The sequence below is a fragment of the Desulfovibrio inopinatus DSM 10711 genome, assembly GCF_000429305.1.
In the GTDB taxonomy this organism is placed as follows: Bacteria; Desulfobacterota; Desulfovibrionia; order Desulfovibrionales; family Desulfovibrionaceae; genus Alteridesulfovibrio; species Alteridesulfovibrio inopinatus.
Genome location: NZ_AUBP01000021.1, coordinates 137,456 through 151,033 on the forward strand (window position 1 = coordinate 137,456; position 13,578 = coordinate 151,033).

Below are 13,578 nucleotides of genomic sequence, written 5' to 3' on the forward strand. Positions count from 1 at the left end.
GACCTGGAGACGACCATGCGCCAATTGGCCGGCCAGTACCTCGATTTTTTCGATTTTGAGGCAACAGACAGCGGAATATGTGTTATACTTTTGGATGACGCCCCGGAGGAGTTGGCTCAGCTTGTGGAGACGATTTTTGGTGGGAATACTCCTGATGCGTTGTCGAGAGCCTATGAAGCCTTGACTGTTGCGAGCGAAGCCGACGACCCGTACAGCGCCGAGGTCGATGAAAAGGTCTGTCCGTTTGATATGTATGCGTTCATGATGGAAATGTTGGAGCGTTTTAAGGAAAACAAAGGACAATAGGGAATGTTTCAGGAAGTAATTGGCCGTTGGAGGTACATTGCTGTCGTCCTTGCTATGACGACATTATGCGTTTGTGTTCCTCTCGCAGGTTCTATACAGGCCCAAACAGACAATGCACAAGCGCTGTACGATGAACCAGAGAACGAAAACCTGGCGAAACCTGATCCCGCCAAGCAACATGCATCCACGATGGACTCAGCGTTGGCGCAAGCCCAGGCAAAGCTTGCCAAAATGCGTGGAGAAATGTTGTTCGGCGCTTTGCTGCCGTTGACCGGAGACAAGTCGGATCTCGGCAAAACGGCGAAATCCGCTCTGATGATTGCGATTGAAGATATTAAGAAATTTTTGACCGATGCCGGCTCCAAAGTTACCTTACGACTTCTTGTTGAAGATACACGTTCTGATCCTCAGACCGCATTGGATGGCATCAAACGTCTTGCTTCTGCAGGTGCCCATATTGTCATCGGTCCATGTACGGATAAGGCTGTGGATGCCGTGAAACCGTATGCCGATAGAAATAACATTATTGTTTTAAGCCCTTCGAGCACAGGACCGTACCTTTCTCAGCGCGGCGACAATATTTTTCGGCTGAGCCCAATGGATACCTATCAGGCCGAGGCGTTGGCCAACTTGATGCTGGAGCAGGGAAAAACCGTCGTTGTTCCGATATGGGAAGGCGATATGTATGGCGATGAGCTTGTTGTGCATGTCAAAGCCCGGTTTCGTGAACGTCATGGCAGAGTGGTTCCTGGAGTACGCTACTATCCAACGCGGTCGGAATTCGGTTCGTATGTGGATCTCCTTGTTCAAGAAATTGCCAAGTCACCGGTTCGTGACAAAAGCAAAATTGCTATTTACTACGCAGGCTCGAATGATATTGCCGCGATTTTCAATGAAGCAGCCAAGCGTCCGGAGCTTAATGGCTACAATTGGTACGGTTGCGATCGTACCGCATTCAACGAAGTCTTGGCGCGCAATCCCAGCGCACGCGACTATGCCATCAAAGTGAATTTCGTCAGCCCGAAATATGGTGAAGCCGAGGGCGACTGGTATCCAGCCATGGAGAGCCGCATCAAGAACGAAACCGGTATTTTGCCGGCGGCCGAAAGCATTGTGTCCTACGATGGCTTGTGGGTTGCGTTCCTCTCCGCTGTGCGTGCAGGTGGTACGGGGAATGTCAAGACCTTGAAAAAGGCGTTGTTCCCGACTTCACGTCAGGTCTACGGAGTGACGGGATGGATGGCCTTGAATGCCAGAGGAGACCGAAAGTCTGACTGGGATTTTGATTTTTGGAGACTCGGCAAGGAAAACGGGAGTTACTTTTGGGAAAAGTTCGCTCGTTATCAATTTATGCCTGATATTGGAAAACAACTTATCATTAATAAGCCCTCATCCTAAGCCGCACAGTGATTCTTTCTTAGACGGCATTTTAGCTACCTCTAAACCCTCTTCATTTCGAAGGGGGTTTTTTTTCATCTGATTTGAGGTGAGCCTTCATAAGCTCGCATTTCGGGCATTCAAACCCATGAGGCCAACGAAATGAGTATAACTTTGTTCACAGATAGCGTCATCAGTGTCTTTTTTGAAAATCAAAGAAGCTCATGCTTTCATACAGTTTGGGCACAGCAGGTATCCACCTGGAGGATTGTTCAAAAAATAACCACTCTTCGGACCTGAAGGAATAGCCACATTATCCTAAAGAATAGCTGAATTATTAACTAGTTATTTCCTATTACTTCTTTGGAACCGGCTGACCCTCTCGTTATATTTTTCTTCCGTACTTCATGAGCCTGTAATTCACTATTGACAATGGTTATCATTTTCAATAGCACTCCATTTCAACCGCGGCTGATGTATCGACCGTACTATTTTCTAACCGTCACGGTACCACGAAAGGAGGGCTTGTGCGTATATTTAGTCTGTTTATCTCCATAATGATGCTGACTGCTTCTCTGGCTTTTGCTCACACCCCGTTATGCTCTTGTTTTGATAATGGAGATGGGACCATCCTGTGCGAAGGGGGATTTTCTGACGGGTCGTCAGCTTCTGGCGTTATGATGACTGTCAAAAATGCTTCAGGAACGGTGCTAAACGAAGGAAAGATGAGCGAAATCAGTGAGTTTACCTTTGATAAGCCTCAAGGTGACTACACGGTGATGTTTAACGCAGGGGAAGGACACCTTATCGAAATTCATGGATCTGATATTAAATAGTTTGAGTATGTTGTTGATAATGGGAACCAATTTCAAGTAAAAAGGAGCCTGTATGCTCTTCCGAATTCTGCTCACTGCCTTCGTTATTATGGTCATTCCCTTCACGGCGCATGCGCATTTTCAGATGTTGTATACACCTGAGATTGCATTGAATGAAGGTGGGGAAATTACGTTGAAGCTTGTGTTTACACATCCCTTTGAAGCTGGTCATACGATGGATATGGGGCCAGTGGAGGAGTTTTACGTTCTTCAGCAACGGGGAACAGAAGGGAAACCCAAGAAGACTGACCTGAAACCCTATCTTAAAGAAATCAATTGGAAGAGTCTGACAAACAGCGGAAAAGCGTATGAAGCCGTCCTGCCGAAAAAGATTGTTCGCTCTATGGGGGATTACGTCTTTGTTCTCGTTCCCTCTCCATATTTTGAGAAAGAAGAAGACAGCTACATTCAGCAAATAACCAAAGTCGTTTTGAACGTAGGCGGGCTTCCGGGCAATTGGGCTGCTCCTGTAGGGTTGCCTACGGAAATTGTTCCTTTTGATAAGCCGTATGCCAATTGGACGGGTGGCGTTTTTCGTGGGCAGGTTTTGAGTGACGGCGCTCCTATAAAAGATGGAGAACTCGAGGTCGAATATATGAACCACATGCCTGACATAAAAGCGAATGCATTTAAGAAAGAAGCGGTTGTCGAGGCTCCTCACGATTCTATGGTGACCATGGGAATTATGACGAATGCTCAGGGAGAATTCACGATCGGTTTACCCAAAGCAGGTTGGTGGGGAATATGCGCGCTTGGCTCTGGTCCAAAAAAAGAATTCAAAGGAAAAGATTTATCTCAGGACGCCGTGTTGTGGGTCAAAGCTGTAGACATGAAATAAGCTGCTGAACTTTTTCTCCGAAGCGTGCATTTTCTTGATTCGTTGCACCCTTCGGAGAAAAACTTTTGCAGAGCAGAGTGCTCGTTGAAAGCAATTGGCAGCAATCAAGCCTGGTAAAGCAGAAATCAACCTGAAAGATCAACACGTAATACAAGTCATCGGCATTATGATGTCTCTATTATGTTCTTCTTCAGTTTCAACGCCACTTACCCGGAGCATGTTTCAGTCCTGGAGGTATAAGCTCATGTGGCAAAAGGTTCTCAATTCACTTGCTGATCTCGGTATACGTCTTCAAATGCGCACAGTATTTCTTATGGGAATATTTATCCCGCCAACTATTATTCTCATTTTTCTTGAAGAAGTACCGACGCATGCGGTGAGTTCTGGTATTGTGATGTATCTTTCTCTATGGATACTTCTTTTTATCCCATTTAGTAACGGATTCGAAAAAGTTGTTGCACTTCATAATATCAATCAATGCAATACATTTTGTCGTAGCCTTCAAGAAGGACGTGGAGTCAATAGTATTCATCTTCCACCTGAGAAAGGTTCTGAAAATGATTTCATTCGATTGAAGCGGAATATGTATTGGATGGGGCGAGCGTTGGTCGATCGTGAAGAGCGTATTGCAGGGATGCTGACTGAAATTGAAGAAGCTCAACAACAGATTCTTGATAGCATCGAATATGCCAGCGCCATTCAACACCAAATGCAAGTTCAGACAGAGCAATTGCCTGACTATGTCCAGGCCGGTGCAATTCTTTGGCAGCCACGAGATGTTGTTGGCGGTGATTCGTATTGGTTGTGTAGGACGGAACATGGTGTTTTTGTAGGTGTTTTTGATTGTACTGGACATGGAGTACCCGGAGCGTTCATCACGCTTATTGTCCACAGCATGCTAGAGAACATGGATATTGAATCTTTGGAAGGGAAACCAGGCCAAGTGCTTGGGGAACTGAATAGAAGAGTGAAGGTATTCCTCGGGCAACATGATGAGTCCGTTTCTCGAGGAAAACGATCAAACGATGGTTTGGAAATGGGGTTATGCTGGTTCTGTGATGGTGACAGCAATCTCCGATACGCTGGAGCCGGTATTAGCATGTACCTTGTCTCTAAAGATGAGACGAGACATATCAAACCCCGCAAGGTTGGCATTGGATATCGCGAAGTTCCCATAGAATATGACTATACTGAGCATGAAGTCTCTATTGGAGACGCTATAGGGCTATATATGTCTACCGATGGTCTTTTTGATCAAATTGGAGGAGACAAAGGACTTCCTTTTGGAAAGAAGCGTTTTCTTCAGTGTTTGAGAGAAAATAGTCAATTATCGTTCGATGATCAGCTTGCCAATTTATGGACACTGTTTGAAGCATTCCGAGGCAATCATGTTCGGAGAGACGATGTCACTGTTATGGGATTTTCGCCGACGATAAGCCCAGAAAGGAAGCCTGTATGAAGACTGACTCTGTAGTACACCCCACGAATGCATTGGAAGAACAAAACGCTGCTCCTACGAAAGCATACATGCTTATTGCACTCGCAGGACAGCAAAATGCCGGGAAGTCGACTATATTCAACATGTTGACAGGAGCGACACAGTATGTCGCCAACTATCCAGGCGTCACCGTTGAAAAAAAATCAGGTCGGTATAAAGATGGTGAAATACGTGTCGAAGTTGTCGATTTACCCGGTACGTATAGTTTAACATCGTTTTCACTCGAAGAACGTGTTGCAAGAGACTTTTTATTACAAGATAAACCCGACTGCATTGTCAATGTCTTAGATGCTTCGAATCTTTCACGAAGTCTTATGTTTACAATACAAGCTCTTGAGCTGGGTCAGCCCATGGTCTTGGGTTTGAATATGATGGATGTTGCCACAGCACATGGCATGCATATTGATGTCGAGAAGTTGTCGCGCACTTTGGAAGTTCCGGTTATTCCACTGGTTGGTCGAAAAAATAAGGGACGTACAGAGCTCGTTGAAGCAATCCGACATTGTAGCACAACGCCACAAAGCCGTTCGCGTTCTCCGTTACTGTATGGAGATCTGGAGAAATATATTGAAAGTATTGAGGCCACAATACGGGAAGCTTCTCGCTTGGAGGCAAGCTATCCAATACGTTGGGTAGCCATCAAGCTCTTGGAAGGTGATCAACGTGTTGTTGAAATGATTCGCACGGAGCATCCGGATGGAGAAGCAATTTTGGATATGGTTCAGGCTCATGCTACAGAGTTTGAAAAATATCATGCACTTACGACGTCGGATCATATTTTAACCTACCGGCATGCCAAAGCTCAAGAAATTGCACGCGCAAGCATACAGCAACCCTCCACAGGGAAAGCAAGCCTGTCCGAACGGATCGATCGGGTCGTATTAAATCGTATTTTGGCCCCGGTTTTTCTCGTGCTGACGGTATATTGTATTTATCAGATTTCCATTGTTCAGGGATATGAGCTTACCAAATACACATGGCCGTATCTTGCAACGTTTCGCAGCCTTGTTGCGGATATTCTCCCTATACCAGGATTGGTGGAAGACGGAATCCTTCGTTCTCTTGTTCTATGGTGCGTAGACAGCGCCAATACATTGCTCAATTATGTGCCGATCTTTTTTATTCTTTTTGCGCTCATCGCTCTCTTAGAAGATTCCGGCTATATGGCGCGCATTGCATTCGTTCTCGACCGAATCTTTCAACGCTTCGGGTTACATGGGCAAAGTACATTACCTTATATTCTTGGTGGTGTTTTTGCGGGAGGGTGCGCAGTTCCCGGTATTATGGCAACAAAAGGTATTCCTGACGATCGCGCCCGTATGGCGACCATTCTTACCGTTCCGTATATGAATTGTCTCGCCAAAGTTCCACTCTATACTTTGTTGGTCAATATCTTCTTTGCTGGTCAAAAGAGCTATGCTCTTTTTTTTATCTCCACTATAACTATTATTATGGCTCTCATAATTGCCTGGGTTTTGACCAATACAGTTTTGAAAAGTAAAGAACAAGCTCCATTTGTTATGGAGATGCCCACGTACCACTTACCAACACTACGTGGTGTTACCACAAGGACATTCCAAAGGACTTGGGAATATCTGCAAAAGGTAGGTACTATTGTACTTGCAGTGAGTGTTTGTGTTTTTGCTCTTCTCCAATTTCCGAACCTTTCCGATGACGTCATGCAAAAATATGAAAAAAAGATGCATGGAGCATTGGCTGTATTTCAAAGCACAATCAAAAATACACAATATGCGTCGTCCCTGGATAATACACATCAAGTGCTGTCCATGATGGATTATGCTAGTCGATTTAATGCAGCTCGACTTAACTCCGGTGGTGATATTCAAGGTGTTATGCAGCGTTTTGAAGAAGAGAATCCAGTTTTCTTCAGTTTTTTAAAACCGGGCAAGAAAGATAAGGAAAGTCGGATTGTTGGAAAAGCAGCATCGTTGTTGCTTGTAAAGCGCAAAGAAGTTCAACGCCAGATAAAAGACGAGCGAATTCAGAATTCATTTTTTGGAAAAGTTGGGCGAGCTTTGGAGCCAATAACAAAATTTGCGGGTTTCGATTGGAAAATTAACATTGCACTCATTAGTTCGTTTGCAGCTCGTGAGTCGAGTGTTGCCACTCTCGGTGTGCTTTTTGAGCAGGGAGCCAATGAAGGGGCAACATTGGAAGAACGAATGGGAACGCAAAGTGAAGCTTCAGGAATGACACCGCTTCATGCTTTAGCACTGATTCTTTTCTTTGCTCTTTATCCTCCATGTTTTGCCGCTACTATTATGGTTAAAGTGCAAACTGGTTCATATAAATGGATGCTCTTTGCTATTGCTTTTCCTTGCGCAGTAGGGCTTTCTGTTGCGTCAGCTGTTTTTAGTCTTGGTAATTTCTTTCATGTTTCAGGTTTTACAATGATGCAAATTTTCTATGGAGTCGCGCTGTCTTTAGCACTATTCATTGGATTTTTCCCGCAGCTCTTGAAAAATATATCGGGCACTAATTCACAAGGTCCACGTCAAAATAATGATTCTTCGACGTTGATCACTCAATCTTGAGCAATGAAGGAGTAATAGATGACTCAAAATTGTATTACAACATATCCAGCTGTGCTCCAAGGATTGCACGAATTTTATGAGTCACTCCAGGAAGAAGGCATCCTCTTCTGTTATAGCGGGCCGACAAACCAGGGCTTAGTTGAAGGTATTGGTGACATTCTTCGTCAACGTATGGCTGTTGAGGAAGCTGGAACATCTGAAGTACATGGTCTCTTTGCTATTTTTATTGAGCAAATGCAGAATATACTGCACTATTCAGCTGAGACAACACCCCAAACAACAGATCAGTATTTTGATGAAATGCGTCACGGTGTCGTTGTCGTAGGAAGAGAACGAGAAGCAATGCGTCGTTTTTTTGTTATATGCGGCAACTATATTGAAAAGAGCAAAGGTCAAGTATTAGCAGAAAAGATCAATGCCATGCGTTCTATGAACAAGGATGAACTGAAGGCATTGTACAAAGAAATGCGACGTCAAGATCCTACTACAGAAGATAGTAAAGGAGCTGGCTTAGGATTTCTTGAGATGGCTCGAAAAGCTAGTTGCCCTTTGGACTATTGTATTGCCAATGTTTCTGAAGAATTATCTTTTTTTTCCGTTAAGGCTGTGAGGTAGTTTCATGCAGGATCTTGTCATACAGCCAACCAAATCCAGTCCTGAAGTTGTGTTTATTGCGGCCGATGGTCGGTTATCATTACGTGGAGAATCTTATCCCGAGCATGCCGTTAAATTCTATGAACCTGTTTTGCAGTGGATCTCTTCATACCTTGCGACCGAGAGCGCTCCGCTGCAGTTGACCATGGATATTGTGTACTTCAATAGCTCCAGCTCAAAAATCCTCATGAATTTATTTGATATGCTTGAGGACGCAGCTGCCGATGGAAAAGATGTACACGTGGTGTGGCGTTATCATGAAGAAAACGAGATAGCTGAGGAGTGCGGAGAGGAATTCAAGGAAGAAACACAATTCTTGCGCTTTGAACTTCAATCCTATGGGGATAAAGGGTAATGAGCGCTTTTTCTCTTGGCTTTCACGAGGAAGAACGAGTTATTGCTCGTGCCAGGGCCTGTCTGGAGCAAGCCAGACAGGCCGGCGGTGTGAAGCAAGAAGATTTTGCGAGTTTGCTCGAAGAATATGAAAAACTTTTTCGGCAAAGCATGCGGCTCATCAAAATGGGGGATCGCATGCAGCAAAAACTTTCCGACCTCAATGAAACCTTGGAGCGCAAGCAGGAAGAATTGATACATTTGGCGGCTACGGATATGCTGACAGGACTCATCAATCGTCGAGCGTTCATGGATTTGGCCAATCAAGCTCTCTCAATCGCCAAGCGACATAATAAACCTCTCTCACTTTTTCTTCTCGATATTGATCATTTTAAACGAATCAATGATGTTTACGGTCATGACATTGGCGATCTCGCGCTCAAGCATGTCGCATGTACTGGGAACAACGCCTTGCGTGCCGAAGATGTTTTTGCGCGATTTGGTGGAGAGGAATTTGTTGCGTTAGTCCCCATGACGACTCCAGAACGAGCTCTTTACGTCGCAGAACGGATGCGGCGTTCCATTGAGAATGATCATTTTGTAGCGAACGAAAAAAAAATATATTGCACTGCAAGTATTGGAATTTCATGTTTTGGGCAGCACGCACTGACTGTCGACCAACTATTGAAGTCTGCAGATGAGGCCCTTTATGCAGCCAAGTCTAAAGGAAGAAATTGTGTCATTATTCATCCTTCTTGTGATATGATGAACGTTTACTTCTCTCGATATCACAAAGGACCGGAGGCCTCTCATGCTATATGATCCGTGTGTTATGCGTGAAATCAGTCTTCAACAAGCTGACCTTAAAGTCGAACGATATATTGGTGATGACCTTCTTCGTATTCTTCAAGATCTGTTGTCTAATCAACAACAGCTCCATCAGCAAGTTAAGCAACAAGTACTGTGTTCAACAACTGATTCAACGCTACAACTGGAACGAGCTCTTGATGTTCATGACAGCTTAATTGAACAATTCAAAAGTGCTGCATTGCAAATGCGTGCTTCCAACTTTACTAAGCTTTTCAGGCAAATGAAAGCGTTGGCCATGGATATGTCCAGGCGATTGGATAAATGTTTGGATATTACTCTCGAAGGTTCGGATGTTGTTGTGGATGTTGCTTTGATAGAAGCACTCGAAGGTCCTTTGGCGCACATGGTTCGTAATGCTGTTGAATACTGCATTGAGTCACCAAATGAGCGTCTGGCAGCTGGAAAAATCAAGAAAGGGATGTTGACTATTGTAGCGACATGTCAACGTGGTTATGTAAGTGTAGAGGTTCATGATGATGGGGTGGGACCGGCGGCATTAACTTCATCATCTGATGGAACAGTATGTTTTCCTGTTTCAGGCTTGCAATGCGTTAAGCATACGATGAAGGATCTTCATGGTTCTTTTTCGATAGAGGAGAGAATACAAGGTGGAAGTGTTGCGAAATGCTCTTTGCCCCTCCCGTTCCAGTTTCTTAATGGTGTTGTCTTTCGAAGCGGCAAACATCATCTTGTCATTCCTGCGGAGGCAATAGAGCGTATTCAACCGATCTATCCGGAACAACGTGTAAAAATGGACCGCTGCGAGGTGTTGTTTTGCCATCAAAAAACAATACCATTTCTTGATTTAGGAAAGATATTCATTGAGTCCGATCACATTGCTTCTCATCCCAGCAAAGCCATCCTTGTCAAAACATCCACAGCTTCCGTTGCTCTTGGTGTGAACGATATTCATGGGCGATATCGAGGTGCTCTTTCTCCCATGCCTGCATGCTGTTCCTGGCATCCGGCTTTGTCAGGCTGTGTGCTGCTGAGTGAAGGGATGATCGGATTTGCATTAGATCTAGATATATTGGCGAGTACTTATCATGGAGAGGCATAAGTATGCGCAAAAGCCGGTGAGACGTTGAGTGTTTCGTGGTTGAGATTGATTTTTAATTTCAATTTTTTAAAAATCAGTGTTGGAGGTGAGTATGCGTAAGCAAAGGAGAGCGGGGCAGTCTGGTAATGGTGGGAAACATCAAGATTGGAGAGAATCAGATTCCATTTTCGCGCTGCATCAAGCTCCCCATGGTCGATGCTGCCGAGTAAAACGACATCGTGCATTGGGGGCAGTACGGCAGCGTTTGCTAGATCTCGGATTCGTTCCTAATGCTGAAGTGGAAATTATTCGTGTTGCGACCTTAGGAGATCCTATAGAGGTGCGGATAGGAAGTTATTTTGTGGCACTGCGTAAGGAAGAAGCGGAACGTATTGAGGTTGAAATCAATTAACTCTGAATTGTATTTTGGGGAATATGACAGTCTGAAATATAGAGTAAATCATCTTCATAACAACACAACGCCGTGTACACGGTGTTGTGTTGTTATGAAGAGATTGGTCACTCGCCCACATTTATCGGGTGTGTCAGACGATACGCCAAAGACAGGATAATTCCCAACATAAGAAATGCGCTGACAACAAAAAGTATACGGTAAAATGTCAGGTGATCCATTGTTGTTTTATAATTTTCATCAAGAGGATCGGTATAGAAGGCATTGCCAAACCGCTTGCGCATAGATGTTTTCAATCGATCATATTGAGCAACTGTATCCTCTTCAAAGACGAATTGCTCATAACGAAATGACTTGTCCAATCCATTGACGAGGTGAAACGCCTGAAACAAACGAGACTGCGCCAATCGTTCCGGTGTCGGATAATCCTGCCAAAACGCCCAACCAAGTGCGAGCATGAAAATAACGCAGCTTGCGATGAACGGGCCGGTGATGCTCGCTTTTCTTCTCATCGTTTATGTCGTGTTTGCCGTCCACTTCGGGAACGTCCCGTGTACGAACTTGGTTTGGACTTTGATCGAGACTTCGATTTCTTCTTGCTTCTTGGGAGGACCTCAAACGATGTCTCTTCCGTCGTATCTCCATCGGAACGCAGACTTCCGAGAAGCTTGAGATTGATTTCCAAACGACCGATCTGAACATCTTCGAGCATAACACGAACGGATTGTCCAAGATGAAGCCGTTTGCCTGTCCGTTCTCCCAGCATCTCCTGGCGCTCCGGGAAAAAGGCATAATAGTCGTCGGTCAGCGAAGAAAGCCGGACCATCCCTTCCGCCATGACTTCATTGAGTTCAACCCAAAAACCGAAATCGGCAAGAGAATTGATGACTCCGGTGAAGGTTTGACCGATTTTGTCTTGAAGAAACAGGATCGTCAAACGCTTGAGGATTTCGCGTTCCGCGTCCATGGCGATACGTTCGCGTTTACTGATGTGGTCACCGATTTGTGTAAGCTGGTTGAACGTATAGGGCACGTGTTCTCCAGCGAGAACGGCTTTGAGTACGCGATGCAGAACAAGGTCGGCATAACGTCGAATCGGCGAGGTGAAATGACTATAGCATTTGGATGCCAAGCCGTAATGGCCTTCGTTGCTCGGCGCGTAGCGTGCTTGCATCATGGTGCGCAGCGTGAGCCGGTTCACAACAAATTCTTTATCGGTACCATCGACTTTGGCCAAAATATCTTGCAAATCTTTTGCTGTTGGGCTGGTCGTTTTGCCGACATCAATACCCGATTGAGTCAGGATTTGAAAAAGGTTTTCAAGTTTCAAAGGATCAGGATTCGGGTGAACACGATAGAGGATGGGGGCAGCCCGCTCGGTGAGATATTCCGCGACGGCTTCGTTGGCAGCCACCATGAATTCTTCGATAATCTGGTGGGCAAAAGTACGGGCGCGTGGTCGAATATCTACCGTTTCGCCATAGAATCCAAAAAGCACTTCCGGTTCCGGCAGATCGAAATCCAGGCTACCGCGTTCGATACGTCGTGCATTGAGTTGACGTGCCAGAGCTTCAGCTGTTTCCAGAAGATGAAGTACATGGGACAGATTGGCGCGTTCTTCTTCCTCTTTGAGGATTACGGCACGGTTGACCTGTGCATACGTGAGACGAGCATGGCTTTTGATCACCGCATTATAGAGTCGTTTCCCTTTTATTGTACCGGTGTCGTCAAAATCCATTTCCGCCACCATGGACAGGCGAGGAACGTCCGGGTTGAGACTGCAGAGTCCATTGGACAGACGTTCAGGAAACATGGGTTCCACAGATTTGGGAAAGTAGTACGAGTTCCCTCGTGCATATGCTTCTCGATCCAGTGGGCTTTGTTGTTCGACATAATGGGCTACATCAGCGATGGCGACCCAAAGGGTATAGCCATGAGGCGTTTTCTTGACATATACGGCATCATCGAAATCCCGAGCTTTCGCACCGTCGATGGTGACCAAAGGCAGGTCGCGCAGATCGGTTCGGCCGTGAAAATCGCCCTCGTCCGGTACTTCGGGCAAAGAAGCCGCTTGAGCGAGTGCTGCTTCGGGAAATCGTGTCGGGATTTTATGCCCGACCTTTACGAGTTTTTCTTGCACCTCGACATCGTCTTCTCTGCCGATTACTTCGATGATGGTGCTGGAAAAAAGTTGATATTCAAGTTGTTCACCCACCTCAACGACAACAATTTCTCCTGGATCGGGCATAGCGATATCGTCGCCGAGGTCTGCCATGAAGTTGATCTGGAGGCGAGGGTCGGTCGGGCGGCATAAAGAAAATCCATGGGAAAATGTCTTCATGACCCGACAGGTGTAGGTGGTCTCCCCACGTTCAAGCACCCGAACAATGCGTCCTTCATGACTTTTGTTCTTGCGTTGACGAGTAATGGCGGCAACAACATGGTCACCATGCCATGCTTCATCGAAGTCGCGTGGGTTGATGAAAATATCTTTACGACGTTTGTCATCCGGAATGACAAATCCGACTCCGGAACGCTGTACTTCCAATTTGCCGGAGACAAGTCGCATGCTCTCCAGGAGGCCATAGGCTCCACGAAGATGCATAATCTTTCCTGCATCCACCAGGTTTTCCAAAATGTGGTGGACGAGGTCGCGTTGTTCGTTTTTCAACCCAAGAAGTCCAATAACCTCTTTTGTTGAAAGCGGTTTTTGAGCGTCTTTGAAAACACGCAAAACGGTCTGAGCATTGAGTTTGCCCAAGGATACATCTTTGTGGCGTGGACGCTGTTTTTTCTTTCGTGACATGATACTTCCTAATAT

Annotated in this window: 13 protein-coding genes and 1 pseudogene; 11 read left to right on the forward strand and 3 right to left on the reverse strand. The window is 45.4% G+C overall.

Going from position 1 to position 13,578, the window contains the following annotated elements; all coding sequences use genetic code 11:
* The first annotated feature begins 15 nt into the window (after positions 1-15).
* Both G451_RS0113700 and G451_RS29455 read left to right on the forward strand, forming a co-directional pair.
* Positions 16-306: a hypothetical protein gene (locus G451_RS0113700; protein ID WP_027184702.1), complete on the forward strand. Its 291-nt coding sequence runs from the start codon at positions 16-18 to the stop codon at positions 304-306.
* A 3-nt stretch (positions 307-309) separates the two neighbouring features.
* Positions 310-1,704 carry an ABC transporter substrate-binding protein gene (locus G451_RS29455; RefSeq protein ID WP_051261497.1) on the forward strand — a complete coding sequence of 465 codons (1,395 nt, stop codon included), beginning with the start codon at positions 310-312 and terminating at the stop codon, positions 1,702-1,704.
* A 52-nt stretch (positions 1,705-1,756) separates the two neighbouring features.
* Here the strand turns inward: G451_RS29455 and G451_RS35340 are convergent.
* Positions 1,757-1,849, reverse strand: a pseudogene (locus G451_RS35340) (transposase); the annotation flags it as partial.
* Between the two features lie 361 nt (positions 1,850-2,210).
* Here G451_RS35340 and G451_RS0113710 point away from each other — a divergent pair.
* The 9 genes from G451_RS0113710 to G451_RS0113750 all read left to right on the forward strand — a co-directional run bounded on the left by G451_RS0113710 (position 2,211) and on the right by G451_RS0113750 (position 10,757).
* A complete protein-coding gene (locus G451_RS0113710; protein ID WP_027184703.1) occupies positions 2,211-2,519 on the forward strand; it encodes a hypothetical protein in 309 nt (102 codons plus the stop codon).
* 52 nt (positions 2,520-2,571) lie between these two features.
* A complete protein-coding gene (locus G451_RS0113715; protein WP_027184704.1) occupies positions 2,572-3,396 on the forward strand; it encodes a DUF4198 domain-containing protein in 825 nt (274 codons plus the stop codon).
* 244 nt (positions 3,397-3,640) lie between these two features.
* On the forward strand, positions 3,641-4,855 hold the full coding sequence (locus G451_RS0113720) for a SpoIIE family protein phosphatase (protein WP_027184705.1): 1,215 nt from the start codon (positions 3,641-3,643) through the stop codon (positions 4,853-4,855).
* A 68-nt stretch (positions 4,856-4,923) separates the two neighbouring features.
* Complete coding sequence (gene feoB / locus G451_RS29460) at positions 4,924-7,449, forward strand: ferrous iron transport protein B (protein ID WP_051261505.1); 2,526 nt, start codon at positions 4,924-4,926, stop codon at positions 7,447-7,449.
* Positions 7,450-7,467: 18 nt separating this feature from the next.
* A complete protein-coding gene (locus tag G451_RS0113730; protein WP_051261498.1) occupies positions 7,468-8,064 on the forward strand; it encodes a SiaB family protein kinase in 597 nt (198 codons plus the stop codon).
* Positions 8,065-8,068: 4 nt separating this feature from the next.
* On the forward strand, positions 8,069-8,458 hold the full coding sequence (locus tag G451_RS0113735; RefSeq protein ID WP_027184707.1) for a DUF1987 domain-containing protein: 390 nt from the start codon (positions 8,069-8,071) through the stop codon (positions 8,456-8,458).
* Positions 8,458-9,258, forward strand: a complete 801-nt coding sequence (locus tag G451_RS29465; RefSeq protein ID WP_051261499.1) for a GGDEF domain-containing protein — start codon at positions 8,458-8,460, stop codon at positions 9,256-9,258. Before G451_RS0113735 ends, G451_RS29465 begins: the two co-directional genes overlap by 1 nt.
* Positions 9,259-9,268: 10 nt before the next feature.
* Positions 9,269-10,366 (forward strand): chemotaxis protein CheW, encoded by a 1,098-nt coding sequence (locus G451_RS0113745; RefSeq protein ID WP_169727880.1) that lies wholly within the window; start codon positions 9,269-9,271, stop codon positions 10,364-10,366.
* 91 nt (positions 10,367-10,457) lie between these two features.
* On the forward strand, positions 10,458-10,757 hold the full coding sequence (locus G451_RS0113750; RefSeq protein WP_084448577.1) for a FeoA family protein: 300 nt from the start codon (positions 10,458-10,460) through the stop codon (positions 10,755-10,757).
* 107 nt (positions 10,758-10,864) lie between these two features.
* On the opposite strand, the gene G451_RS0113755 is transcribed toward G451_RS0113750, so the two are convergent.
* Together G451_RS0113755 and rnr are read right to left on the reverse strand one after the other, a co-directional pair.
* Positions 10,865-11,269 (reverse strand): hypothetical protein, encoded by a 405-nt coding sequence (locus G451_RS0113755; protein WP_027184710.1) that lies wholly within the window; start codon positions 11,267-11,269, stop codon positions 10,865-10,867.
* Positions 11,266-13,563 carry a ribonuclease R gene (gene rnr / locus G451_RS29470; RefSeq protein WP_084448578.1) on the reverse strand — a complete coding sequence of 766 codons (2,298 nt, stop codon included), beginning with the start codon at positions 13,561-13,563 and terminating at the stop codon, positions 11,266-11,268. Before rnr ends, G451_RS0113755 begins: the two co-directional genes overlap by 4 nt.
* Between the last annotated feature and the right edge of the window lie 15 nt (positions 13,564-13,578).